The sequence below is a fragment of the Collinsella aerofaciens genome (assembly GCF_020181355.1).
In the GTDB taxonomy this organism is placed as follows: domain Bacteria; phylum Actinomycetota; class Coriobacteriia; order Coriobacteriales; family Coriobacteriaceae; genus Collinsella.
In genome coordinates this window covers 291,998-317,230 of the sequence record NZ_CP084004.1, presented here as the reverse complement: position 1 = coordinate 317,230, position 25,233 = coordinate 291,998, and the positions used below count along the sequence as shown (strand labels likewise).

The 25,233-nt window shown below is 62.3% G+C and carries 21 protein-coding genes and 1 riboswitch; of the genes, 18 read left to right on the top strand and 3 right to left on the bottom strand.

Annotated features, from left to right (window positions below):
* Window positions 1-9: 9 nt before the first annotated feature.
* Both LCQ44_RS01410 and LCQ44_RS01405 read right to left on the bottom strand, forming a co-directional pair.
* Window positions 10-1,713: an OPT/YSL family transporter gene (locus LCQ44_RS01410; RefSeq protein WP_225093866.1), complete on the bottom strand. Its 1,704-nt coding sequence runs from the start codon at window positions 1,711-1,713 to the stop codon at window positions 10-12.
* Between the two features lie 247 nt (window positions 1,714-1,960).
* A complete protein-coding gene (locus LCQ44_RS01405) occupies window positions 1,961-3,127 on the bottom strand; it encodes an IS110 family RNA-guided transposase (RefSeq protein ID WP_225093809.1) in 1,167 nt (388 codons plus the stop codon).
* A gap of 426 nt (window positions 3,128-3,553) precedes the next feature.
* On the opposite strand from LCQ44_RS01405, the gene LCQ44_RS01400 reads away from it, so the two are divergent.
* From LCQ44_RS01400 to LCQ44_RS01345, 11 genes are all read left to right on the top strand, one after another.
* Window positions 3,554-4,405 carry a type III pantothenate kinase gene (locus LCQ44_RS01400; protein ID WP_225093865.1) on the top strand — a complete coding sequence of 284 codons (852 nt, stop codon included), beginning with the start codon at window positions 3,554-3,556 and terminating at the stop codon, window positions 4,403-4,405.
* A gap of 84 nt (window positions 4,406-4,489) precedes the next feature.
* A complete protein-coding gene (locus LCQ44_RS09990; protein ID WP_161115098.1) occupies window positions 4,490-5,014 on the top strand; it encodes a deoxycytidylate deaminase in 525 nt (174 codons plus the stop codon).
* A 170-nt stretch (window positions 5,015-5,184) separates the two neighbouring features.
* The gene (locus tag LCQ44_RS01385; protein WP_022094472.1) at window positions 5,185-5,463 is read left to right on the top strand and encodes a NifU family protein; all 279 of its coding nucleotides are present in this window, start codon (window positions 5,185-5,187) and stop codon (window positions 5,461-5,463) included.
* A 109-nt stretch (window positions 5,464-5,572) separates the two neighbouring features.
* Window positions 5,573-6,394, top strand: coding sequence for a prolipoprotein diacylglyceryl transferase (gene lgt / locus LCQ44_RS01380; RefSeq protein WP_225093864.1), 822 nt, complete (start codon window positions 5,573-5,575; stop codon window positions 6,392-6,394).
* A gap of 143 nt (window positions 6,395-6,537) precedes the next feature.
* Window positions 6,538-8,721 carry a DUF6020 family protein gene (locus LCQ44_RS01375; protein WP_225093863.1) on the top strand — a complete coding sequence of 728 codons (2,184 nt, stop codon included), beginning with the start codon at window positions 6,538-6,540 and terminating at the stop codon, window positions 8,719-8,721.
* A 165-nt stretch (window positions 8,722-8,886) separates the two neighbouring features.
* Window positions 8,887-9,693 carry a YebC/PmpR family DNA-binding transcriptional regulator gene (locus LCQ44_RS01370; protein ID WP_225093862.1) on the top strand — a complete coding sequence of 269 codons (807 nt, stop codon included), beginning with the start codon at window positions 8,887-8,889 and terminating at the stop codon, window positions 9,691-9,693.
* 166 nt (window positions 9,694-9,859) lie between these two features.
* On the top strand, window positions 9,860-10,405 hold the full coding sequence (locus tag LCQ44_RS01365; RefSeq protein WP_225093861.1) for an alkaline shock response membrane anchor protein AmaP: 546 nt from the start codon (window positions 9,860-9,862) through the stop codon (window positions 10,403-10,405).
* Window positions 10,398-10,775 carry a DUF2273 domain-containing protein gene (locus LCQ44_RS01360; RefSeq protein WP_040358983.1) on the top strand — a complete coding sequence of 126 codons (378 nt, stop codon included), beginning with the start codon at window positions 10,398-10,400 and terminating at the stop codon, window positions 10,773-10,775. Before LCQ44_RS01365 ends, LCQ44_RS01360 begins: the two co-directional genes overlap by 8 nt.
* Window positions 10,776-10,819: 44 nt before the next feature.
* A complete protein-coding gene (locus tag LCQ44_RS01355) occupies window positions 10,820-11,341 on the top strand; it encodes an Asp23/Gls24 family envelope stress response protein (RefSeq protein WP_195568595.1) in 522 nt (173 codons plus the stop codon).
* A gap of 206 nt (window positions 11,342-11,547) precedes the next feature.
* Window positions 11,548-12,570 carry a YitT family protein gene (locus tag LCQ44_RS01350; RefSeq protein ID WP_196032031.1) on the top strand — a complete coding sequence of 341 codons (1,023 nt, stop codon included), beginning with the start codon at window positions 11,548-11,550 and terminating at the stop codon, window positions 12,568-12,570.
* A 150-nt stretch (window positions 12,571-12,720) separates the two neighbouring features.
* Window positions 12,721-14,034 (top strand): zinc-ribbon domain-containing protein, encoded by a 1,314-nt coding sequence (locus LCQ44_RS01345; protein WP_225093860.1) that lies wholly within the window; start codon window positions 12,721-12,723, stop codon window positions 14,032-14,034.
* A 140-nt stretch (window positions 14,035-14,174) separates the two neighbouring features.
* Here LCQ44_RS01345 and LCQ44_RS01340 read toward each other — a convergent pair whose 3' ends face one another.
* Window positions 14,175-15,638: a M20 family metallopeptidase gene (locus LCQ44_RS01340; RefSeq protein ID WP_055286783.1), complete on the bottom strand. Its 1,464-nt coding sequence runs from the start codon at window positions 15,636-15,638 to the stop codon at window positions 14,175-14,177.
* Between the two features lie 162 nt (window positions 15,639-15,800).
* Here LCQ44_RS01340 and LCQ44_RS01335 point away from each other — a divergent pair, with 162 nt between their 5' ends.
* The 7 genes from LCQ44_RS01335 to LCQ44_RS01305 all read left to right on the top strand — a co-directional run bounded on the left by LCQ44_RS01335 (window position 15,801) and on the right by LCQ44_RS01305 (window position 25,225).
* Window positions 15,801-17,444: an amidohydrolase gene (locus tag LCQ44_RS01335; RefSeq protein ID WP_225093859.1), complete on the top strand. Its 1,644-nt coding sequence runs from the start codon at window positions 15,801-15,803 to the stop codon at window positions 17,442-17,444.
* Window positions 17,445-17,759: 315 nt separating this feature from the next.
* The gene (locus LCQ44_RS01330) at window positions 17,760-19,094 is read left to right on the top strand and encodes an IS256 family transposase (protein WP_089573697.1); all 1,335 of its coding nucleotides are present in this window, start codon (window positions 17,760-17,762) and stop codon (window positions 19,092-19,094) included.
* Between the two features lie 245 nt (window positions 19,095-19,339).
* Entirely contained in the window at window positions 19,340-19,633 is a 294-nt protein-coding gene (groES, locus tag LCQ44_RS01325) for a co-chaperone GroES (RefSeq protein WP_022094351.1), read from the top strand.
* Between the two features lie 96 nt (window positions 19,634-19,729).
* Window positions 19,730-21,367, top strand: coding sequence for a chaperonin GroEL (gene groL / locus LCQ44_RS01320; RefSeq protein ID WP_006234938.1), 1,638 nt, complete (start codon window positions 19,730-19,732; stop codon window positions 21,365-21,367).
* A 370-nt stretch (window positions 21,368-21,737) separates the two neighbouring features.
* A riboswitch (FMN riboswitch) is annotated at window positions 21,738-21,928 on the top strand.
* A gap of 5 nt (window positions 21,929-21,933) precedes the next feature.
* Window positions 21,934-22,524 carry an ECF transporter S component gene (locus LCQ44_RS01315; RefSeq protein WP_055252299.1) on the top strand — a complete coding sequence of 197 codons (591 nt, stop codon included), beginning with the start codon at window positions 21,934-21,936 and terminating at the stop codon, window positions 22,522-22,524.
* Window positions 22,521-24,425 (top strand): energy-coupling factor transporter ATPase, encoded by a 1,905-nt coding sequence (locus LCQ44_RS01310; RefSeq protein ID WP_225093858.1) that lies wholly within the window; start codon window positions 22,521-22,523, stop codon window positions 24,423-24,425. Before LCQ44_RS01315 ends, LCQ44_RS01310 begins: the two co-directional genes overlap by 4 nt.
* Window positions 24,425-25,225 carry an energy-coupling factor transporter transmembrane component T family protein gene (locus LCQ44_RS01305; protein WP_195232443.1) on the top strand — a complete coding sequence of 267 codons (801 nt, stop codon included), beginning with the start codon at window positions 24,425-24,427 and terminating at the stop codon, window positions 25,223-25,225. Before LCQ44_RS01310 ends, LCQ44_RS01305 begins: the two co-directional genes overlap by 1 nt.
* Window positions 25,226-25,233: the final 8 nt, after the last annotated feature.

Sequence of the window (25,233 nt, the reverse complement as noted above, 5' to 3'; positions counted from 1 at the left end):
CTGCTCAGCTTAGCCCAGCAGGCTCAGACCCACGGAGACAAACGCCAGGATAACGCCGACGATGGACTCGCCGCCGAGCAGGCCGCTGGCGACAACCAGGCCCTGTTCCTGGAAGGCGGCGTCCTTGGCAGCCTTCTCCTCGTCAGAAAGACCAGCGGTGGCGTCGCGGTGGGCGGACCACTTGTCGTAGGCGAGCTTGACGCAGGAGCCCAGGAATGCCGTGAGTGACATGTAGAACGGCAGGTACACGCCCAGGCCGATCATCATGGCCGGAATGCCGAGCCAGTACATGACGATGCCGGCGATAAAGCCGCCAACGAACCACGGCACGCTCGGGATGCCCGAGACCATGGTGGCGACGACGCTTGCCTGCGCGGCAACAAAGCTCTTGTCGGGGCCAAAGGCGTCCGGGCCATAGGCGGTGACGAGCGCGACCATGACGGCGGCGGCGACCAGGGCGCCCACGATGCCGCCGATGGCTTGGCCGATCCACTGCGCACGCGGGTTGGTGCCCAGCACGGCGCCGGCCTTAAAGTCGTTCATGACGTCGCCCGCAAGGCCGCACGCCACGGCTACGATGCCGGCGATAAAGAACAGCTTGACCTGAGCGATCTGAGCGAAGGCAGCCACGATGAGCATAACGATGAGGCCAAAGATTTCCATGGGGTCGATGCCCGTCTGGCCGCAGCTCTGTGCGCTCATGATGGTGGTGACAAAGGTGAACAGCGTCACGATGACGGCCGGAACGGGGCCAAGGTCAAGCACGATGGCGATGATCACGGCGATGGCGGCAGCGCCCAGGCCGATGATGCCGGCGTCGAGCTTAAGGGAGCCCGAGATGAGCGACTGCTCGTCGGTGTCGGTGGAGCTGTCGGCGGCAAGACCGCGGACGATACCGGCGACCTGCGGCAGGATGTCCTTGAGGACGACGGCGACGCCAAAGCCCATCATGAGGCCCATGCCCAGGGACTTGACGATGCCCTGTGCAGTCACAACGTCGAACAGACCGGCAGCGGTGCCGCCCACGATGATGCCAAAGTTGCCCAGCAGGGCGCCGGCAAACCAGAAGGCGACCGGGGCGAAGCCCACGAGGAAGCCGACGGAGAGCAGCATGGGCGAGTTGTAGATACCAAAGGTCACGCCGGGGATGTTGAGCGTGCACAGCATACTGGGCACAATGCCCAGGGCGTCGCGCAGCACGCTATAGATGCCGGCGATGGCCATGGAGCCAAAGAGCTGCTTGCCGGTTTTGCCGCCAGCCTCGGTCGCGCGCAAGGTCTGAGCTGCGGCGTTGCCGGTGGGGAACTCAAGCGCGGCGTCCACGATAAAGTGACGGTGGATGAGCGCGGTGGCCAGCAGGCCCAGGATGGTGCCGGCGAGTGCCACGATAAACATGTCGAGCCAGCTGATCTGGTCGGCATAGCCCAGCATCCAGGCGCCCGGGATGGTAAACGCCAGGCCGCCGGCGACCATAGCGCCCGCGGACATGATGGTGTGGGTGACGTTGGCCTCGTTGAGGCTGGCATTGCCCATGAGCTTAAGGAAGAACAGCGAAATGACGGCAGCGAAGACGATCGGCCAGGGGAGTGCGCCCATCTTGAGGGCGGTGTAGGCCGAGCTTGCCGTGATGATCACGCAGCCAAGGACGCCGATGACGACGCCGCGCAGCGTGAGTTGCCCGCGCATCGAAGCGCGGTTCGAGGGATTGCTCATATAAAACTCCTTTGCGTATATCCGCTTCCCCCGGGAGCGCCGCTACGGATACGGCGCGGGAAGTCGGGTTACCAAGGGCCGCCGCGTGAGCTCGCAAACGACCGCGCACCAGTATAGCGGCAAGGTAGTCATTTTGGGACGTGTCTCTATAGTTTTGTCAACCGCGTGCTTCGCGCCATTTCGGCATGACGCATCCGGGCATCTGGCGCCCCCGCTTGGTTTCCTCTTCGGTTGATCCCGCCGCCCGCTAGGCCGCGTACGGGACGGCGTCGCGCATGATCGCGTAGATGACCTTGAGCCTCTTCCTCGCGACCGCCTTCAGCGCCTTGCTGTGCCTCATCCCCCTCGCCCTGCACTCCCCGTAGTACCTCCCGAACCTGTTGTCCGTGCCGATGAGGGAGTTGCAGCTGAATATGAGCAGGTTCTTGAGCCGCCTGTTCCCGCCGTGCTGAGGCGACGTCGACCTGATGCTGCTCCCGGAGCGCCTGTCTGACGGCGCCACGCCGCAATAGCTCGCGAGCTCGTCGTGCCCCCTGAACGCGGATATGTCGATCGACGTCACCAGCGCCGCGGCGGTCTTGGGGCCGATCCCGGGCACCGTGAGGAGGCACTCGTAGACCTCGTCGCCCGCCAGCGAGTCGGCCACGAGCGAGTCGAGTTCCTCGATGTCGGCGTCGAGGGAGGCTATCTCCCGGGCGAGTATCCGGACCGCGACGTCCTCGCCGGCCGGGAGCCGCCTTCCCGAGCGCGACGAGGCCAGCAGCGCCTCCCAGAGCCTCCTGGCCCCCGCCGCGGGGGCGCCCGCGCGCCTGGCGGCGTTCGAGAACCTGCGCCAGCCGGCGGCCGAGCACCCGGCGGCCCCGCCGAACTCGGCCAGCATCGACACCTGCCAGCGGCTCGACGGGTCGACCGCGCCCTCGAGCGCGGGGTCGGCCTCGAGCAGGGTCGCGCGCAGCCTGTTCTTCGCGCGGGTCCTGGCGGACGACGCAAACTCGCGCTGCGACGACAGGATCCGCAGCGAGGCGGTCCCCTCGGGCTCCTCGGGCGCCGGCCTGAGGGCGCGGGGCACGCCGAGCGCGGTGCGCGCGATCACCTCGGCGTCGATGGCGTCGGTCTTCGCGATGCCGGGGAACATCCCGCGGGCCTGCTTCTCGGCATATCCGGGCAGGTAGGCGCAGGGGTTCCCGTGCGCATGGGCGCGCGCGAGGACCAGTGCGCCGATGTTTCGCTTCTGGTCGACGACGACCAGCGCGCCGGAGCCGGCCCGCTCGAGCAGCCGGTCGATGTCGTCGGGCCTGTTTGCCAGCTCGGCCCTGAAGGCGACGCCCCCTCCCGCATCGAGCGCGCACGCGCTGTGCGAGCTCTTCCCGACGTCGATCCCCAGGTAGGCCACGGGCGTCTCTGCTGCAGGCATGGTGTATCCTCTCCCTTGAGCCGGCCGTTAGCCGCGGAAGCGACACCCACATTACCCCGCCGTGGCCCGGTCCGGGCCCGGCACATCTCTATCAGTCGTTCCCCGCGGCCCCTCCCGCCCCGGCGGCAACACGTCCCGGGCCCTCTACGGGGCAGGGGCTGACGGCCGTCCGGGGCGGTCGGCCAGCGACCACCGGTACGGCTCAATCGTATAACCGTGCAACGGAAAAGAGCCGCCCTTTCGGACGGCTCAAACTGTAATGGGCTATTTTAGCTACCCTTTGACAGTCGACGAATTATTTGGGATTGGGGCAAATATCAACCGACATATTGGGGTAGCTAAAATAGCCCCGTCCCAAAATGACTACCTGGGATGACTGGTTTAGGTAGGCGATATACTGCTGGGCAGACGAAAGGAGCGCCGACGATGCTTAATGGGTGCGCATATATATTGACGGTCGACGTGGGCAACACGTTCATTCGCTTTGGCCTGTTTGCCGAGGATTCGGCCGCGGCGCAGGAATGCCCGCTTGCGACGTGCGAGATCACCACGCCGTCGAGCATCACAGCAGACGAGGCGCGCATGCGTCTCGCTCAAGTCATGGCCGCGCTAGCGGCCGATGCGGGCATGCCGGGTGCACTCGTTCCCGCGGCCGCAGTGCTGAGCTGCGTGGTGCCGGCGCTCGAGCGCCCGTGGAAGACGGCGCTTTCCCGCATCTGCACGGGGCGCGTGCTCACGGTGGGGCCGGGACTTAAGACCGGCATGCCCGTCCACTACGACGACCCGGCCGAGATCGGCCCCGACCGCATCGCCGACGCCGTGGCGGCCCGGGCCGTTTACGGCTCTCCGTGCATCGTGATCGACCTGGGCACTACGACCAATATCGAGGTCATCGATACGCACGGAACCTTTGTCGGCGGCGTCATCGCGCCGGGTCTGGCACTTGGCGCCCGCTCGCTTTCGGCCGCTGCGGCGCGCCTGCCGCAGGTTGAGCCCTCGGCGCCGACACACGTCATCGGCCGCAACACGCGTGAGGCTATGCGCTCGGGCGTGGTTTTGGGCGAGGTGGCCCGCATCGACGGCATGCTCGACATGGTGCTTGCCGAGATGCGCGCGACCAAGGCCGCGGGGGAGGGCAGCGTGCCCATCGTCATTACCGGCGACGATGCCGAGGCACTCGCGTCGCTGGTCGGTCACAGTCTGACGGTCGACGATGCGCTGACGTTGCGGGGTCTCGCCGAGCTCTATCGCATCAACCAAAAGCCCCGCCGCGTGTAAAGGTGAGGGCTCCGGTGGGATAAACGCCCCCACCTTTCACCTGCTACAATGGGTCAAACTATTGCGATTACGGAGGTGTCTGCAATGTCGGACGATCTTCATCAAACTTCGTCAGGCAAGCGCCTGGACGTCATTAGCTGGGACGAGTTCTTTATGAGTGTGGCCATCGCCGCGCAGCGCCGCAGCAAGGACCCCAACACGCAGGTTGGTGCGTGCATCGCCAACACCAACCACCGCATCCTTTCGGTGGGCTACAACGGTACACCCTCGGCGCTCAATGACGACTTTTTTCCGTGGGGTACGAGCGACGACCCGCTGCAGGACAAGCACAACTACGTGGTCCATGCCGAGGCCAACGCCGTGCTCAACTACCGTGGCTCGCTCAAGGACCTCGAGGGTTCCACGGTCTACGTCACGCTGTTCCCGTGCCACGACTGCGCCAAGATTTTGGCTCAGGTGGGCGTGGGCGAGGTCGTCTACCTGGACAACAAGTACGCCGACACCGATGACGGACGCATCAGCCGCCGCATCCTCGACTCCTGTGGCATCAGCTACCGCCAGGTTATCGTCGATGTTCACATCGGCACCGAGGGGCGGGCTCAGCAGTAGCGCGTGGCAACGCCAGCTGGCAACAAAAGGCAGCCAAAAGAGCCCGTCCCAAATTGACTACTCGTGAAAGTCGCGTCTGCGCGCATGGACGGCTCGTGAGCGGGTACACGGCTGTAGTAACATAGCTCTGTCCGCGGGCGCGCCCGCGTTATTGTGAGAAAGGAGCCCCTGTGGCTGTTAACGAAGAGCTGCTTAAGAAGGTTCTTGAAGAGATTCGCCCCAACCTACAGGCCGACGGCGGCGACATGGAGTATATAGGCGTTGATGACGAGGGCGTCGTCAAGCTGGAGCTTCAGGGCGCCTGTGCCGGTTGTCCCATGAGCGCCCTGACGCTTTCCATGGGCATCGAGCGTATCCTCAAGGAGCACGTGCCCGGCGTTACGCGTGTCGAGCAGGTCAATGCCTCCGGCGAGACCGATGACCTGTACGACGAGTACGCGCCGTTCTAAGATGCGAAAGCTGCGGACGGCATACTCCGCATAGACGTTACGCCCAAATATGCGGCTGCGAGCGCAAGGCCCGCGGCCGCATTTGTATGTAGGGAGTAGGAGGGTCGACATGCTCAACGACTTCTACCATATGCTTGATCCCGTCGCGATCTCGGCGGGCCCCATCACCATCTACTGGTACGGCCTGGCCTACGTGGTCGGTGCCCTGCTCACGGCGGTCGTCATGTACCGCACGCAGCGTCGCTGGGGTTTTGACATTACGGTCGACGACCTGACGAGTGTCGTGGTCGGCGTGGTCTTTGGCCTTATCATTGGCGCCCGCCTGTTCTACGTCATCTTTTACGGCGACGGCTACTACTGGGCGCATCCGCTCGAGATCTTTGCCACCAACGAGGGCGGCATGAGCTTCCATGGCGGTTTGGTGGGCGGCGTTATCGGCGGCGTGCTCGTGTGCCGCATGTACAAGCTCGACGCCTGGACCATCGCCGACCTTGCCGTTATCGGTGCTCCGCTGGCCTTATGTCTGGGACGCTGCGCCAACTTTGTCAACGGCGAGCTGTGGGGCAAGCCGACCGATCTGCCCTGGGGCGTGGTCTTTGGCGGGACTGCGGGCGATATGCCGCGTCACCCCTCCCAGCTCTACGAGGCATTTCTTGAGGGCATCGTGCTCTTTTGCATTCTGCAGGTGCTCAGCCGCAAAAAGCCGCTACTGCCCCAAGGCACGTTTATGGGCGTCTTTGTGATGGGCTACGGCATCGTCCGCTTTCTCGTTGAGTTTGTGCGCGTGCCCGATGCGCAGCTGGGCTATCTGCTGAGTGGCGTCATCACCATGGGTCAGCTGCTGAGCCTGCCGCTTGTAATCGCGGGCCTGGCGCTCATCATCTTTGCTCGTCGCCGCAACCAGCCCCAGCGCGTCTACCTGGACGCCTAACCACCAAAACCACCACAAAGGGGACAGGAACCTTTGTGGTGGTTCGCTGGGCAACGATGACAGAACCGTAACGTTTCCCCAGATAAAACCTGCCAAAATAAACCTGTCCCTTTTTGGCAGGTTTCTAGAAAGGCTTTCGGACTGTGAAGGATTCCGACCTCTCCACAACGGCTGCGCGCGACGCTGCCCGCATCGTCTGGTTTAAGCGCTACCCTGCCAAGCAGACGCTCATCGCATTTTTGCTCGCGCTGTTGGCGACCACGGCGTTTTCCATCGATCCCTCCCCGGTGTCGAGCAACGCAGTCTTGGCGATTGACCCCAACGCCTCGGGCATGCTGTACGTGTGCTACGAGGTGCTCCTCTCGTTTGCCGGCCATACCGACGCGGTCATGTTGCTTGCGCTTGCCTGCTTGCTCACTCTGCCGTTTCGCTACGTGTTCTTTGGCCGTGGCGACACCTGGCGTCCATCGATCATTCTGCCGTCGCTGTTCTTCGCCATCTGTATGGTGTTCGGCCGCAGCTACGATCTCACCGACTCGGCCGAGATTGTCCTTGGCGACAAAGCCCGCATCATCTGCGCCTGGATTGGCGGCGCGGGCTGGATGCTCTTGGCGGTCGTTGCCTTCTACCTTGCCTTTGAGTGTCTAGATTGGCTGAGCTCTCGGCGCATTCCGTTTTCCGAAGCGCACTTTGGCCGCGTATGGCGTGTAACTCACGCCGTGCTCTCGGTCCATCCCTTTGCCGGGCCCTTCCTGGTGCTTATGATCGCCTGGGCGCCCACGCTCGTTGCTTCGCTGCCCGGCCTTTTTATGGGAGATACGGGCGCGCAGATTCGCCAGTGGTTTAACTATCCCAACGGCACGAGCGACTACCTGCGCCTACTCAACCCCAACGTGCTGCTCAACGGGCATCATCCCGTAGTGCACACGGCCATTATCGGCTCGTGCGTCCAGCTGGGGCTTTCACTGTTCAACAGCGCCAACGCAGGTCTTGCCATCTATACCTGCGCTCAATTTGTCATCACGGCTGCCTGCATGGCCTATTCCATTTCGTCGCTGCGCAAACTGGGCGTGAGCCTGCCGGTTCGCGGTGCGATCCTGCTGTTCTTTGCGTTTATGCCGATGTTCTCTAACTACGCGGCGTTGCTCACCAAAGACGTGCTCTTTGCCGACGCGTTCTTGGTGCTGCTGGTACAGACCGTCAAGCTCGTGGCATGTGGCTTGCCCCGTCGTGATGCCAATGTCGAGCGAGCGGGCGAGAAAGCCCCCGTGCTCTTTGCGCGCCACGACTGGCTGCTGCTTGCTCTGGGCGCCATGGGTTCCACGTTCCTGCGCAACGGCGGCTTGGTGTTTCCCCTGGCGGCATGCGTAATCGCGGCGGCGTTTTGCGTATGGGACGTGCATGTGGCTCGTCGTGCAGCCAAGCAGACTGGTGCTGCGCCTTCAGGCGCCATCCCGCGTTTCCGCTGGGTCGGTGTTCTCGCGGTGCTCGCGCTCTGCCTTGCCTCTAATATGTACTTCACCAAGGTCTTTATGCCGGCGCACGATATCACGCCTGGTTCCAAGCGCGAAATCCTCTCGATTCCGTTCCAGCAGACGGCTCGTTTCGTCCAAAAGCACGACGGCCTCAACTCGGGCGTCAACCCCACGGTTAAGGAGGACGGCACCATTGTGGAGGCTCCTTGCGACGGCTTGGTGACCGACGAAGAGCGTGCCGTGATCGACCGTGTGCTCAAGTACGAGAACCTGGGCCGCCGCTACAACCCTGACAAGTCCGATGCCGTCAAGAACTGCTTTAACGAGTATGCCTCGCAGGAGGACATCGATGCCTATTTTGAGGTATGGGCTCAGATGTTTAAGAAGGATCCCGAGTGCTATATCTCGGCGCTTATCAATAACTACTATGGTTATTTTTATCCGAGCGCGCGCGATGCCTGGGTCTACAGCACAGCGCGTAGTGCCGAGATTATGGCGCGCCCCGACAACCTCAAGTACTTCGACTTCCATCCGGTTGACAGCAACATGGTGCGCTGGTGCGACCACCTGATCAATCTGTACCGTGTGGCGGTGCAGCGTGTTCCCTTTATCTCGCTCACCATGAGCTCGGCCACCTATGTGTGGATCATGATCGCCGTGGTGGTCTACCTGCTGCGTCGTCATTCATGGCGTGCGCTGGCGATCTGGGTGCCGCTGTTGGGCGTGCTCGCCGTGTGCCTGATTGGTCCGTGTAATGGCTCGACCTACATGCGCTACCTGTATCCGGTCATCGCCTGCATGCCCTTCGTCATCGGCGCCACCGTCACCCGCAGCGACTTCCTCTGGTTCTAACTTGGTGCATGGGGGGTCAGGTTTCTTTGCACCAAAGGGGTCATCATCACGACGCCTTCATTTTGGGGTTTATCTCACAGGCCAGTAGGTATATCATAACGACGTTTGTTTATATTGCCCGAGCATCTGCGCTGGGCTTTAGGTCGAAACCGATAGGAGACACGTATGTCCGGACACTCTAAGTGGGCCACAACCAAGCATCGTAAGGGCGCGCAGGACGCCAAGCGTTCCGCCCTCTTCTCCAAGCTCAGCCGCAACATCACCGTTGCTGCCCGTCTCGGCGGTGACCCGCTGCCCGAGAACAACGCCAGCCTCGCCGCTGCCGTTGCCAAGGCCAAGGCTCAGTCCATGCCTAAGGACAAGATCAAGTCCGCTATCGACAAGGCTTTTGGTTCGGGTGCCGATGCCGCCGTCTACGAGAACATCGTGTACGAGGGCTACGGTCCCGCCGGTGTCGCCGTCTACGTCGACTGCCTGACCGACAACCGCAACCGCACCGCTGCCGACGTCCGTTCCGCCTTCTCCCACGCTGGTGGCAACCTGGGCACCTCCGGTTCCGTCGCCTTCCAGTTTGAGCGCAAGGGCCAGATCGTCGTTGCCAAGGAGGTCCTGGACGAGAACGCCAAGAAGGAGACCATGATCGCCAACGGTGCTGCCGGTGACGAGGATAAGTTCATGATGGCCATCGCCGAGGCCGGTGGCGAGGACTACGAGGACGCCGGCGAGGAGTGGATCGTCTGGACTACTGCCAACGAGGTCATGGCTGTCTCCAAGGCGCTCGAGGAGCAGGGCGTCCAGGTCAAGGGCTCCGAGACCACCATGGTCCCGACCACCCCGACCGAGGTCTCCGGCGCCGACGCCAAGAAGGTTCAGCGCCTGATCGACCGTCTTGAGGAGCTCGACGACGTCCAGGATGTCTACAGCACCATGGACATGACCGACGAGGTCATCGCTGCCCTGGAGGAGGAGTAGCGCCCGCACGGATTGAGCCGTGCATATCTGGGCATAATGAAGCGAGCATGCAAGCCTCGTGGAATAGATGAGCCGGATCCGCGTGCGTAGAGCACCGGACCCGGCTCTTTTATAATGATGCGAACCGTTTTGCATTTCGAGAGCCGAGATTTGAAGGGAGCGCCGCGTGCGCGTACTCAAACGAGCCCTAGCGATCGTGTACCTTGCCGCTACCATCGTGGCGCTGGGTACGCTTGTCTGCCAGTTTTGGGGGCCGTATACGTATCGCTTTATGTTGCTGATGCGCGACCCCATGCCGCGCATTGTCGTGACGGCATGCGGCGGAGTTGTGGCGATCGGCGTGCTGGTAAGCTTCTCCCGCCTGATGTTTGCTCGTCGCGAGCCGTCCTGCGTGCATCCGGCGGGGGAGCGCAATATCGAGGTCACGCTCGCGGCGCTTTCTTCGTGTGCCAGGGCTGCTGCCGAGCGCGACGACCGCGTGATGGTCGAGCGCGTCGAGGCGCGCGTACAGGGCTCCGACGAATCGCGCGTCTGTTTTAAGGTCGACGCCATCGCGCTTGACGACCGGGACGTGGCCTCCCTTGCAACTGCGATGCAGCAACGTATCGAGGAGGCCTGCGACACCATGCTCGGCACGCCGGGCACGACCGCACGCGTCCGTTTTTTGCCGTCCAAGACTACCGTCCAGACCGTGGAGGTTTCCGGTGAGTGATACCAATCAAGATAAGACCGCTCGTACGCCGCGCCTGACGATTGACCAGAGCGCCACGCCGGCGAGCGAACCTGTTGATTCCAAAGCAGAGGCAACTGAGTTACAAGACGCGGCGGCCGCGGATTTTGACGAGGCTATGGGTCTCATCAAGGGTACGGGCGCTGCCATCTGGAGCTATGCTGTGCGTCATCCCAACACCACGCTCGGTGCCGTCGCTGGCTTTATCCTTGCCGTGTTGGTGCTCACGCTCGGCCTGTGGGACACGCTCGTCATTGCATTCTTCGTGCTGATCGGCGCCGTGATCGGCCAAATTCGCGACGGCGAAAACGGGATCGTCAACTTCTTCGGCCGTCTGTTTAGCGGCCGCTAATATGTATTCGACTGTCGCATCCGCGGCAGGCATAAGGAGGAACCATGGCTTTTAATACGAAGGTCGATGTGGCCGATACCGAGCTCGAGGCAGACGAGACCGTCACCGCCGAGGCCGAGGACGTAACGCTCGAGGACGAGGCGCTCGTCGAGGCCGAGCCCGCCGATGACGCGGACGAGGATGATGAGGAAACAGACGAGTCCGAGGACTCGCTGACCTATTCCAACGGTGTGATCGAGAAGATCGTTGCCATGGCCACCCGCGAGGTTCCGCACGTTTTGGGCATGAAGGGTAACCTCATGCACTTTGTGCAGGAGCAGTTTGGTGCCGAGAATCTGACCAAGGGCGTGACGGTCGAGGTCACCGATGACAATCGCGTGGTCGTCAACATCTCCGTCATTATCGAGTACGGAGCCTATGCGCCCGCGATCTTCGACGATGTCAAGGCACGTGTCACTGAGCGCCTTGCCGCGATGACCGGCCTTGAGGTGGCGGGTGTCAACCTGCGCATCGAGGACGTCATCACCCCCGAGGAGTACGAGCACCGCACCAGCCAGCACGAATAACCTTCCAAAAAGGGACAGGTTTGTTTTGGCAGGTTTTATCTGCGAAAACGTTAAACGGCCGACCGCGCAAGCAAAAGCGTGGCCGGCCGTTTTTGTACGCTCCCGATATAGTCATACCGCTCGTCTAACTAAGGGTTGCAATCCCCGCGTTCCGCGTTACCCTAATGAGCGCATTGTTTCCAAATTGTTAACGAGGAGTTGCCGTAATGGCCGACGAGCACGAAACAGAAAGCAAGGCATGGGCAATCGAGGCCGCTGCGGCAGAGGCGGCGTCGCGTGCTGCCGAGGAGGTACATCGTCCTCCCGTGGTGCCGATGGAGCGCGTGGTTGATCGCACCGATATCGAGCGCGGCGAGCGTGTCGGTCAAAAGCGCAGCCAGGAGCCGGGCTTCCCGCGCTTTTTTGCCGAGCTCAATCTGGGCCTGATTCTTACGGCCTTCGCCATCGTTGCGTTTAAAACCCCTAATCACTTTGCTTTTGGCGGCACCTCGGGCGTGTCGGTCATTCTGTCCACGCTGTTCCCGACCCTGCCCGTCGGCGTTTTTATGTGGATTATCAACGCGGTTCTCGTCGTCTTGGGCTTTATCTTTTTGGAGCGCAAGGCAATCCTGTGGAGCGTCTTCGCCTCGTTTGCGTTGTCCGCCTATGTTTCGCTTTTTGAGCTCTTTATCCCGACCGATGTCTCTCTGACGGGCGATATGTGGCTCGACCTGTGCTTTGCCGTCATCTTGCCGGCGCTCGGCAGCGCTATTGTCTTTGATATCGGCGCCTCGACGGGTGGCACGGACATTCTTGCCATGATCCTCAAGCGCCGCACGACGCTCGAGATTGGCCGTGCCCTGCTGCTGGTCGATATCGGCATCGTGACCATCGCGGCCTTTTTGTATGGCCCGCGTGTCGGTCTGTATTGTGTGCTCGGCCTGTTTGCCAAGACGCTTGTGGTCGACAAAGCCATTGAGAGCATTCACCTGCGCAAAGTCTGCACGGTCATTTGTTCCGAGCCCCTTAAGGTCGAGGAGTTTATCGTCAAGCATCTCAACCGCACGGCGACCATCAGCCGCGGCTACGGTGCCTTCTCGGGCAAGTGCGTGACGGTGATCATGAGTGTGCTGAGCCGTCGCGAGGCCGTGCAACTACGCCGCTATGCGCGCGAAGTCGATCCGGGTGCCTTTATCACGATCGTCGATAGCTCCGAGATCGTCGGCAAGGGCTTCCGCGGAACGAACTAGCACAGACGTATTCAACGAACCGCCTGCTGGCGCCGTGTACCTTGCAAATCGGTCATCTTTGAGTATTTGACCCCACATTGGGCAATAATGATGCTAAAGACAACGTTTGCGATCCAAGTGATTCGCTCAAGATACGAAGGGATGATTTCGATGTTCTGCTCGCAGTGTGGCGCCCCCATGGGCGATAACGACAAGTTCTGCGGCGTGTGTGGTGCTCCTAATGCCGGTGCCGCTGGCCCCGCTCCCCAGGGACAGCCTCAGCCCCAGCAGTTTGTTCCGCAACCGCCCGTGGCGAATGCGCCAAAGGGCTGTGTGGCTCAGGCGTTCCAAGATATGACTAAGACTCCGGGCGTGCTTCAGCGTGTATGCCAAATCGCGTTTTTGCCGGCGCTGATTTGCGTTGTGTCGGTGCTCGTGTTGTTTATTCCCGTTATTGGCGGCATTGCAGCTGCCATCGGCTTTTTGGCAGCTTGCATTGCGAGCGTGTGCGGTTCCGGCTTTGGCATCGAGTGGGGTCGCGATCTGTCGCTTAAGATCGATGACGGCATGGATCGTCCGCTGATGCGTTCCACGTCGTTTGGTCTCGGAGTCTTTTCGAGCGTTATTTCGGTCGTGCTCGAGGTTATCGCTGCCATTCCCGTTATCGGTGTAGTGCTTTCGCTGGTGGAGGGCGTGGTAATTGGCGCTGCGGGCTCGTATTCTTATTACGGTTCTTATGCGCTCGAGGCTGCGCTGTTCGGTTCGCTTGGCCTGCTTGTCCTGGCGCTAATTGCCTCGGCGATTCTGGGTGTCTTCTTTAAGATGTTCGCCGACATCGCCGTGATGCACTTTGCGGTGACCGGGCGTGTCGAGAGCGCGTTTTCGCTCGATAAGGTCTGGGCGGCGTTTAAGCACAACAAGACCAAGCTGTTCTGTGCTTCGTTCCTTCCCGAGTTTTTGACGGGCCTGGTCGCCAACGTTGTCACATGGATCTTGACGGTCGTCTTTGGCGCCATTGCCTCTGTCGGTATGTATAGCTACTACTATCGTCCTACGGGTATTGAGGCAATTGTTACCGGCGGTGGCGTCACGCTCGCGCTGTTCTTGGTGCTGGTCGCTTTCGTCACCGTATTTCTTACGGTCTTTGGCAAGATGCTCAAGCACCGTGCCGTTGGCTATTGGGTTGCACGTTATGCAAGCGAGTGGGCCGACGAGGACAAGGACGACGTCCTGACTTTTGTATTGCCCTTCGAGAAGAAGTCCGCTCCCTCGGGTTACAGCGCTCCGGATGCCGAGCCCGCACCTGAGTCCGAGCCCAAGCCTGAGCCGGCACCTGCACCCGCTCCCGCGACCGAGCCTGAGCCGGCGCCCGAGTCTGAGACGGCATCTGAGCCCGAGCCTGCGCCTGAGCCTGAGCCTGAGCCGGCACCTGCACCTGAGTCGGCGTCCGAGCCAAGCTCCGACGAGGAACCTCAGGACGAGTAGCCATGCCGTCTGCCATTTGGGGACGGGGTAGAAATAGTAGAAATAGCGCTTGAAGAATGAGCGGGGGCGGACGTGTCGAAACGTCCGCCCCCGCTTTGACATCGCGATGTGGCTATGACTGCGAGATGCCAGCGAATCGACTACTCGTCGTGCTTCTCCTCGCGGCGTGCAGCAGCGCGTGCGTCGTGGATGCCCTTGATCGCGGCATGGCGAGCCGTTCGGGCATCATGGATGGCGTCGCGAGCCTCGGCGGTCGTCGCCTTGGCAGAGCGCAACTTGGCGGCCAGATCGGGGTTGGTTTCGGCGACCGCGGTAATCGCGGGGCCGTCGAGCTCCTCTTGCGTGGGCTCGGCCAAAAAGTCGATAGCATACTGGGCGGCCACCATGGAGCCCTTTGCCAGCACGGTCTCGTCGATCTTGTAGAAGCAGGAATGTTGGGCGTACGTGGCGCCAATCTTGGGGTTGCGCGTACCTACAAAGGCGAGCACGCCCGGTACGCGACGCAGGTACTCCGAAAAATCCTCGCCCGAAAGCGTGCCGCGATAATGGCCTTGGCCGGCGGGGCCCAAGCACTTGATTACAGCCTGACGGCAGCGCTCGCTCGAGGCCGCGTCGTTTTCGACCTTGTAGTTGGCGATGGTGTAGTCGGTGAGCTCTGCCTCGGCGCCCAAGGCGGCCGCGGTATGCTCCACGATGCGGCGCATGAGCTCCGGCATTTCCTCGTGGGTCGAATCGCCGTAGGTGCGCACCGTGCCGGCGAGGTAGGCCGTGCCGGCGATAACGTTGCGTGCGGTGCCGCCGTGCAGCTCGCCGACGGTGATGACGGCGGGTTCGTAGGGGCTAATCTCGCGCGAGACGATGGTCTGCAGGGCGTTGACGATCTCTGCGGCCACCATAACGGCGTCGTGACCGCGCTGGGGCATGGCGCCGTGGCACGAGGTGCCGCGTACGTCGATACGGAACCAGTCGGTATTGGCCATGCGCGGTCCGGGCTCGCAGCTCACGGTGCCGGCGTCGACCTCGCTCCAGATGTGCGCGGCATAGGCGCCATCGACGCCGTCGAGCACACCCGTGCCGATCATGAGCTTGGCGCCCTGGCCGTTTTCCTCGCTGGGCTGGAAGACGATGCGGACCTCGCCGTGGATGTCGTCGGTCATATGGCGCAGGATTTGCAGCGTGCCGAGCATCATGGCGATATGGCAGTCGTGGCCGCAGGCGTGCATACAGCCCTCGTTGACGCTGGCGAACTCCTCGCCAGTCTGCTCGGTAACGGGCAGGGCGTCGATATCGGCGCGCAGCAGGATGCGGCGGCGTGGCGTGCCGTCCTCGCGATAGGCGTCGGGCGCGGTGCCGCGAAGCGTTGCCACCAGGCCCGTCTTAAGGGGACGCTCGTAGGGGATATTCATGGCGTCGAGCTGGTTGGCGATGTCGGAGGTCGTGCGCTCCTCGGCGAGGCTCAGCTCCGGGTGCTTATGGAAGTGCCGGCGCTGCTTGATGATATATGGTTCAAACTCGGTAGCGATATCTTGGATGGCCGCGGTGACGTCGTCAGCCGCGCGAGCCTCGGTCGCCGCCATAATCTGCTGTGCCTTGGTCTTCGTCATGGTCGATTTGCTCCTTGCTGGGTTGATCGCAAAATCGTACAGGCTCTCTCCAGTATGCCACCTGCCGCTAGGGCTGGTAAAGTTGCCGTTTGCCGCTTGGGGTTTTGTTACAAGGGCGGGGGAGTACACTCGGGGGTGTTGAATTTCCTGCCAGAGATGGGGATGCCCATGCAACATATCGATCGGATTATCCGCTCCAAGAACGTCTTTACCGCGCAAGACGGCATCGATACCACCCGCGAGCTGGCGATTGCCATCGCAGGCGACCGTATCGTCGCAGTCGGTGCGCCCGATGACGTGATCGCCGCCGCTCCTGCCGCTACGTCGGTTATCGACTACGGCGAGCAGTTTGTCTGCCCCGGTTTCCATGACGCTCATCTGCACTTCTTCCATACCTCGGTCGGTTCCTCGCCGTACATGCTCATGGATATGGGCACGTCCGAGGCGGCGCTGGTGCAACATGCGCTCGAGTTTTCCCGGGACCTGCCCGACGACGCTTGGGTTGTGACGCAGGGCTGGCGCGACTACCGTTGGGACCCGCCCGAGCATCCTACCAAGGCGTCGCTCGATGTGGCATTCCCCGATCGTCCCTGTGTTATGTATTCGGGCGACGGGCACACGCTGTGGCTCAACAGCCGCGCACTCGAGGCGCTCGGCGTCACACGCGACAGCGAGCCACCAGCGGGCGGTAGCTACGACAAGGATGCAAACGGCGAGCTCACGGGTATTGCTCACGAGGCGGCTGCCATGCAGCTGCTGCCGCGCTGCCTTGAGTGGCTGGGCGAAGATCGCATCGCAAGCGCTTACGCCGATCAAATGAGGCGTATGGCCGAGCAGGGCATCACCTCGATATGCGATATGTCGCTCATGCCCATGCCGGGCTGCGATTTTATCCGCGACGACGTCTACGACAAACTGCAGGCAGCCGGCAAGTTGGGCATCCGAGCCCATCTGTTCCCCACGCTGTTGGATGACCAGTCGCGCTTGGAAGAGCTGCAGACCCGCTACGCGAACAACGTGCTGCTCTCGGCGCCAGGCTTTAAGCAGTTCTTCGACGGCGTGTCGAGCGAACACACGGCATATCTCACCGAGCCCTATACCAATCCGCGCTTCCCGGGCGACCAGGGCCGTCTGACGGTTCCTGCCGAGCGTATGCGCAAGCTGGTCCTCGCTGCCGCGGAGCGCGGCCACACCGTGCGCATCCACGTCATCGGCGACGGTGCGATTCATGCCGCGCTGGATATCTTCGAGGAGGCCGCCGACCTGTACGGCCTGCCCCAGCACGGCCATAACACGCTCGAGCACCTGGAGAACCTCTTGCCCGAGGACATCGACCGCCTGCGCAAGCTTAACGTGGTTGCTTCGAGCCAGCCTTGCCACATTACACTCGACCCGGGCGGCCCCGAGCGCGACCTGGGCCTGGAGCGCAGCCGCATCATGTGGCCGTTTGCGACCTATAAGCAGCGCGGCATTCGACAAGCCTTCGGCACCGATAGCCCCATCACAGCTGTTACAAGCATGAACGTGCTCTACACGGCTATCACGCGCCAGGACCCCAAAAGCCACTGGCCCGAGGGCGGCTGGTTACCGAGCGAGCGCATCGATGCAGCAACAGCCCTGCGCAACTACACCCTGGGCAGCGCCTATGCAGCGGGCGACGAGCAAAACCTCGGCAGCTTGGAGCCCGGCAAGTACGCCGACCTGGTAGTCCTGGACCAAAACCCGCTCACCATCGACCCCCAAGAGCTCCAGGCCACCAAGGTTCAGGCGACCTACCTGGCAGGCAACCTCATCTACGAGCGTTAACCCCACATCTCACCCCTCAGTTGCGGTGAAATAGTCCCTAAAATCGGCCTTCAAGCCCAAAAACAGGAACTATTCCACCGCAACTTAAAAGAGCGCGTCTCAACAACGTGCCCCTTTCTTGTTCGCACCATCTGCATTGCCATTTTGCTGCACTGACTTTTCTGAATGCCGGGACCGAATTAGTTAACCTGCCTCCGGAGCCACGGTAGCGCGCAGAGATGTGGTGTAAGAGGCGGGGCATGCCCCGCCTCCGCCCTTTCTTGAAAGGGAGGGGACACCGCCTAGAATTCGTCGTTGGAGTAATGAAGGTGACGAATGGAAGGAAAGGCGATGCCCCAAGAAGAGAGTGTACTGCGCCTCGGCCGCGACGAGGCCCTCGAGGCGGCGAGGCTTTGGCAGGAGTGCGGCGACGCGCGCGAGTTCGCGTGCAGGGTGCTGGGCAGCGTGATGAACGCGCTGATGGACTCCGAGGCCCAGCAGATGTGCGGCGCGAGCCGCAACGAGCGCAGCGACGGCAGGGAGAACAGCCGCAACGGCTACCGCCCCAGGTCGCTCAAGACCGCCGTGGGCGACGTGGAGCTCGAGATACCCAAGCTCAGGCACGGCACCTACTACCCCGAGGGCATGCTCGCGCGATGGTCGCGCGTCGACACCTCGGTGGCCGCCATCGTGCAGGAGATGTACGTATGCGGCGTGTCCACCCGCAAGGTCGAGCGCGTGGCGTCCAAGCTGGGCATATCCTCGCTGTCGAGCTCGGAGGTCTCGAGCCTCTGCTCCGACCTCGACGCCGAGGTGGCGGAGTTCCGCCGCCGCGACCTGTCGGGCACGCCGTGCTGCTACCTGTGGCTCGACGCCACCTACATGAGCTGCAGGGTCGGCTCGTCGGTCGTCTCGCAGGGCGTCGTGACCGCGATCGGGCTGGGCGCCGACGGGCGCAAGCACTTCCTGGGCTGCGACGTGGTCGACACCGAGAGCGAGGACTCCTGGGCGGCATTCCTCGGCGGGCTGCGCGAGCGCGGGCTGGCCGGCGTTCGCCTCGTGGTCTCCGACAGCCACGCCGGGCTCGTGGCCGCCGTCTCGCGCCTGTTCCAGGGCTGCGCCTGGCAGCGCTGCGTGACGCACCTGCAGCGCAACCTCCAGAGCGCCTGCTCGGGCAGGCCCGAGGACTCCAAGGCGGCCGTCAGGGACCTCGTGCACGCCGCGGTCTACCAGGACGACCCCGACCTCGCGCGCTGCGTGTGGGCCGAGGCGGCGCCCTGGGTGGCGTCGGTGTCCGCCAGGGCCGGCGAGGTCTTCGAGCAGGCCGAGGACTCCGCGCTGGCGTTCACGGCCTTCCCCAGGGCGCACTGGGCCAAGCTCCGCACCAACAACGTCCAGGAGCGCGCCAACCGCGAGATCAAGCGCCGCTACAGGGTCGTGCAGTCCTTCCCCTCGAGGGAGTCGATGCTGCGCCTGACGTGCGCGAGCCTCATGGAGACCGAGGGACAGTGGTCCCAGCAGCGCGTGTTCTCCGAGGCCTCGGCCGCCGAGGGCTTCGCCGAGCCCGCGGACAGGCCGGCCCCGACAGAGGGGAGGCGCCGCGCGCTCGGGCGGCGCGCCAGGGAGATAGTGGACGAGATAGTCGAGAGGCGCGGTCTCAAGAAGGAGTAATATCGGGACTTGCAGCGACGGACCTCAGGACGCTCTTACACCACGTCTGCGCGCGCCACCGGAGCCACACGGGAGCCACCGCTAAGTTATCCCCCGGCATTCAGAAAATCTAAGTGCCAAAAAATAAGATTTTTTGACTCCGTGTTGTATAACCCGCCATTCGTGGGTACCATTCAACGCGTACGCAAACAAAAAGGGTTAATTCGCGTGGCATAACCACGCGGCCCAAAAAGGAGGAGACAAGCATGTCGTCTTTGAAGCCGCTTGCAGATCGTGTTCTGGTCAAGCCCGACGAGGCCGAGCAGAAGACCGCTTCTGGTCTGTATATCGCCAGCAACGCTCAGGAGAAGCCGCAGCGCGGCACCATCGTTGCCGTGGGCGCCGGCAAGGTCAACGACAAGGGTGAGCGCATCCCCATGGACGTCAAGGTTGGCGACGTTGTCATCTACGGTAAGTTCGGTGGCAACGAGGTCAAGGTCGACGGCGAGAAGTATCTGCTGATGCGCGCCGACGACATCTACGCTGTCGTCGAGGCCTAGTCTCGTCAGAATCTCTGATTCGTCTTTGAACGCGCCCGCCGCATAGGACTCGGAAGCGGCGGCGCGAGTCACATTTCTTTTGGAGGATTACCTACCATGGCAAAGAACATTACGTTCAACACCGATGCCCGCGCTAAGCTTGCCAAGGGCGTCAACACTCTGGCCGACGCCGTTACCGTCACCATGGGCCCCAAGGGTCGCTACGTTGCGCTGCAGCGCACGTTCGGTGCTCCGACCATCACCAACGACGGCGTTTCTGTCGCCAAGGAGATCGAGCTCGAGGACAACATCGAGAACATGGGTGCTCAGCTGGTGAAGGAGGTTGCCACCAAGACCAACGACACCGTGGGTGACGGCACCACCACCGCAACCCTGCTCGCTCAGGCCATCGTCAACGACGGTCTGCGCAACGTCGCCGCTGGCGCCAACCCGCTGGCCATCCGTCGCGGCATCGACAAGGCCGTCAACGCCGCCGTCGCCGAGATGAAGAAGCAGGCCAAGCCGGTCGAGACCAAGGAGCAGATCGCTTCCGTCGGTACCATCTCCGCCGGTGACCCCGAGGTCGGCGAGAAGATCGCCGAGGCCATGGAGGTCGTGGGCAAGGACGGCGTCATCACCGTCGAGGATTCCCAGACGTTCGACATCACCATCGACACCGTCGAGGGCATGCAGTTCGACAAGGGCTATGTCTCCGCTTACTTCGTCACGGATAACGACCGCATGGAGGCCGTGATGAAGGATCCGTACATCCTCATCACCGACCAGAAGATCTCCAGCGTTCAGGACATCATGCCCGTTCTCGAGGCTGTCCAGCGCGCTGGCCGCGGCCTGCTCATCATCGCTGAGGACATCGACGGCGAGGCTCTGCCTACCCTGGTCCTCAACAAGATCCGCGGCGCTCTCAACGTCTGCGCCGTCAAGGCTCCGGGCTACGGCGATCGCCGTAAGCGCATCCTCGAGGACATCGCCGTCCTCACCGGTGGCCAGGCTGCCCTGGACGAGCTGGGCGTGAAGGTCGCCGACATCACCGCCGATATGCTCGGTACCGCTAAGTCCGTCACCATCTCCAAGGACAACACCGTCGTCGTCGGCGGCGCTGGCTCCAAGGAGGCCATCGACGCTCGTATCGCTCAGATCAAGGGCGAGATGGAGAACACCACCTCTGACTTCGACCGCGAGAAGCTCCAGGAGCGCCTGGCCAAGCTCTCCGGCGGCGTTGCCGTCATCAAGGTCGGCGCTGCTACCGAGTCCGAGCTCAAGGAGATCAAGCACCGCGTCGAGGATGCCCTGCAGGCTACCCGCGCTGCTGTCGAGGAGGGCATCGTCGCCGGCGGTGGCGTCGCCTTCATGGACGCTGCTCCTGCGCTCGACGCTGTCGAGATCGACGACCCCGAGGAGAAGATCGGCGTCGACATCGTCAAGAAGGCTCTGACCGCTCCGGTCGCTACCATCGCCAAGAACGCTGGCTTTGAGGGCGCTGTCGTGGTCGACAAGGTTGCCGAGCTGCCCGCCGGCCAGGGTCTCAACTCTGCCAACGGCGAGTGGGGCGACATGATCGAGATGGGCGTCCTCGACCCCGTCAAGGTCAGCCGCGTCACCCTGCAGAACGCTGCTTCTGTCGCCAGCCTGATCCTCATCACCGAGGCTACCGTCTCCGATGTGCCCAAGAACACTCAGCTTGAGGACGCTATCGCTGCTGCCACCGCTGGTCAGCAGGGCGGCGGTATGTACTAAGGCCGACAAGGTCTAGAACTCCCACCGGGAATCCGGGGGCGGGACGGGGCTTCTCTCCGGAACGTCCTCGGACATGCAAAGAGGCTCCGCATCGCGCTTCGCGCTGCGGAGCCTCTTTGCGTCCTGCGGAATGTTCCGGAGAGAAGCCCCGTCCCGCCCCCGGATTCCCTGCGTTTACGGCCTTGAGGTCGGCTCGCGGAGAAAGTCGTGGTTGATGGGAGTACGTGTCCCTTTCGCTGTTTCGCGGCTTTGCCGCGAAAGGCACGTTACTTTGGGATGGGTGGGGAACGTGGTTGTTGCGGCAACTGATCCCCGCCACAAATTACCCTCGGCATACTTGCGCGAACGATTGCTCGTGCTACACTTGCAATTGCTGTTTCAGGGCGGGGTGGAATTCCCCACTGGCGGTAAATTGGGCGGTGCCAAAGGGGTGCCGTGGCGCAGGCGAGGACCTGCGTCGAGCCGATGAGTCCGCGACCCGTGCGTGTGTTGGTTCGCATGCCGGCTGAACTGGTGAAACCCCAGTACCAACGGTTAGAGTCCGGATGAAAGAGGCAGGTGATCTTATGTCTGAACAGTCGCAGCATATCCATTTTGAGAACACGAATAGGTGGAGCACCAAACAGCTCGTTACCATGGCGCTGATGTGCGCCTTGGGCGCCCTGTTTATGTACGTGCAGCTGCCCATCCTTCCTTCGGCGCCGTTTTTGACGTATGACCCGTCGCTGGTGCCGGCGATGGTGTGCGGGTTTGCGTATGGTCCCGGCGCCGGTACCGCTGTTGCCGCTATGGCAATCGTTATCCATGCGCTCACCACGGGTGACTGGGTCGGCGCGCTTATGAACCTGGTTGCCACGCTGGGTTACATTCTGCCCGCGGCTATCGTTTACCAGAAGATGCACACCTATAAGGGTGCCGTGATTGGCCTGGTGCTCGGCGTCATTGCCGCTACAGCGCTGTCTATGGTCGCAAACCTTACCATTGGCGTATGGTTCTGGTATGGCTCGGTCGATGTGATCGCCCCGCTCATGATTCCTGCCGTACTGCCGTTTAACCTTATCAAGACCGTGCTTAACTCGGTGTTGACGCTGGCGGTGTATAAAGCAGTCTCCAACCTCATCACGCCTAAAAAGGACCAGGTCAAAGGCCGCGCATGATTGAGTGTCGGGGCGTTTCCTTTAGTTATGACGGTGCCGCACCGGCGCTCGACGGCGTCGATCTGAATATCGAGGACGGCGAGTTTTTCTGCATCCTCGGTGGCAATGGGTCGGGCAAGTCGACGTTTGCCAAGCATCTGAATGCACTGTTGCAGCCCGATGCGGGCACGGTACGCATCAACGGCATGGACGCGTCCGATCCCGAGCTGGTCTACGACATCCGCTCGACTGCTGGCATGGTGTTCCAGAATCCCGACGACCAGCTTGTGGCGACGCTTGTCGAAGATGACGTTGCGTTCGGTCCCGAAAACCTTGGCGTGCCATCGGCGCAAATTGCGCAGCGCGTACGCGAGGCGCTGAAGGGTGTGGGCCTGGTGGGCTTTGAGCGCCACGAGACCCACGCGCTTTCGGGTGGCCAAAAGCAGCGCGTGGCGCTTGCCGGCGTGCTCGCCATGGAGCCGCGCGTTCTCATTTTGGATGAGGCTTCCTCGATGCTTGATCCGCGTGGGCGCAAGGGCCTCATGAAGGCTTGCCGCGCGTTGCACGATCGCGGCATGACCATCGTGATGATTACGCACTTTATGGAAGAGGCCGCCGAGGCCGATCGTGTCGCGGTGTTTCGGGCGGGGCGCGTTGCCATGCTCGGTACGCCCGAGGAAATCTTGATGCGAGCGGACGAACTTGCGCAGCTCAACCTGGATATGCCGGCGTCGTGCTGCTTAGGTAGGACGCTTCGTGCGAAGGGCGTGCCCGTTTGCGCGCAGGTACGTGAGGCGGATATGGTCGCCGAGATTGCGCAGACTTATGCCGAGCGAAGTGGGGCAGGCACCGCGGGGCAGTCTTCCGCATCCCAGTTGGAAATCGCTGACGGCACTGTTCCGGTAGACAACGAGGGCAACGCGTCGGAGCCCGTCATAGAGCTATCCCATGTTTCGTACAGTTATTCGCTGAGCGCCCGCGAGCGTCGCCGTTGGCACAAGCGCTCGGCCGCCGAGGGTTCATCGAACAAACAGGCTCTCTGGGGAAACGACCCCAGCAGCCCGTGGGCGCTGCGCGATGTATCGCTGACGGTGCGTCGCGGCGAGTTCCTGGGTTTGGCAGGTCATACCGGTTCGGGTAAGTCGACGCTGGTCCAGCATCTCAACGGTTTGATTCGTCCCCAGGAGGGAAGCGTTTGCGCGCTGGGGCTCGATCTGTCAAACAAGAAAGACGCCGCCGCGGTTAAGGCCAAGGTCGGCGTGGTGTTTCAATATCCTGAGCGTCAGCTGTTTGCCGAAACCGTGGCGCAGGACGTGGCGTTTGGTCCGCACAACCTTGGCTTGCCGCAAGATGAAGTCGACCGTCGTGTCGAGTCATCGCTCTCACGCGTGGGCCTCGACCTTTCCACGGTCGGCGACAAGAGCCCCTTTGAGCTTTCGGGCGGTCAACAACGGCGCGTGGCATTCGCCGGCGTGCTTGCCATGGAGCCCGAGGTCCTGGTGCTCGATGAACCCATGGCGGGGCTCGATCCGGCTGCGCGCAGGGATTTCCTAGGGCTCATCGATCGACTCCATTGCGAGGGCCTGACCGTTGTCATGGTTTCGCACAGCATGGATGACCTGGCAAATTGTTGTAACCGTATCGTTGTGATGAACGAGGGCGCGGTGTTTGCCGAGGGAACGCCCGTGCAGGTGTTTGCGCATGCCGATGAGCTCAAGTCGATCGGCTTGGGCGTTCCCGCCGCCCAGCGTATGGCGCTGGCGCTTACGGAGGCGGGCGTGCCGCTGCGTCGCGGCGGGCTCTATACGGTTGAGTCGTTGGCCGACGAGTTGGCAAATTTGCTGATCGGTCGCTCAGACGGTTCTTCTAACGTCTCGGACATTGCTAAATCCAAGACGGTCGCGCGAGAGGAGGGCTGCTGATGGAGGCGTTTTCGTTTGGTAGTTACTATCCCGGCGATAGTGCAATCCACCGCCTGGACCCGCGAACCAAGTTGCTCTTGGGCTTTGTGTTTCTGATCACGACGCTCACGGTCAGTGGCTTCCGCGGACTGGCCCCTGTCGCAATTTTCGTCGTGCTGATCTATGCCGTGTCCCGGGTGCCGTTGCGCCGGGTCCTATCATCGATGGCGCCGCTGCTGGCAATCGTCGTCGTGGTCGCGGTGCTCAACTTGTTTACCGATCAGAGTGGGCGCATCTTGTGGCAGCTCGGTTTTCTGCAGATAAGCGAGGGCTCACTGCGTTCTGCCGCCTTTATGGCGTGCCGCCTGACGTTGATGATGGCCGGCATGAGTGCCATTACGCTCACTACGCCGACGCTCGACCTCACCGCGGGCTTTGAGCGTCTGCTCGCACCGTTTGCGCGTGTGGGACTTCCTGCGCACGAGCTCGGCATGATTATGGGTATCGCGTTGCGCTTTATGCCGCAGTTCGCCACCGAGATGAAGCAGACGGCCGATGCGCAGGCGAGCCGCGGTGCACGCGTAACGGGCGGTCCGCTCGGTGGCGTACGCATGCTCGGCAGTGTGGCGATTCCGCTGTTCACCGGCGTGTTCCGTCATGCCGAGACGCTGTCTGCTGCCATGGATGCACGCTGCTATCACGGCGAGCAGGGCCGCACACGTCTGCATGCGCTTGCATTTGGCCGCGGCGATGCGTTGGCTGCGGTGGTGACGGCGCTGCTGCTCATCTGCGTCATCGGCATCAATCTTCAACTTGTTTAGGCGCGATT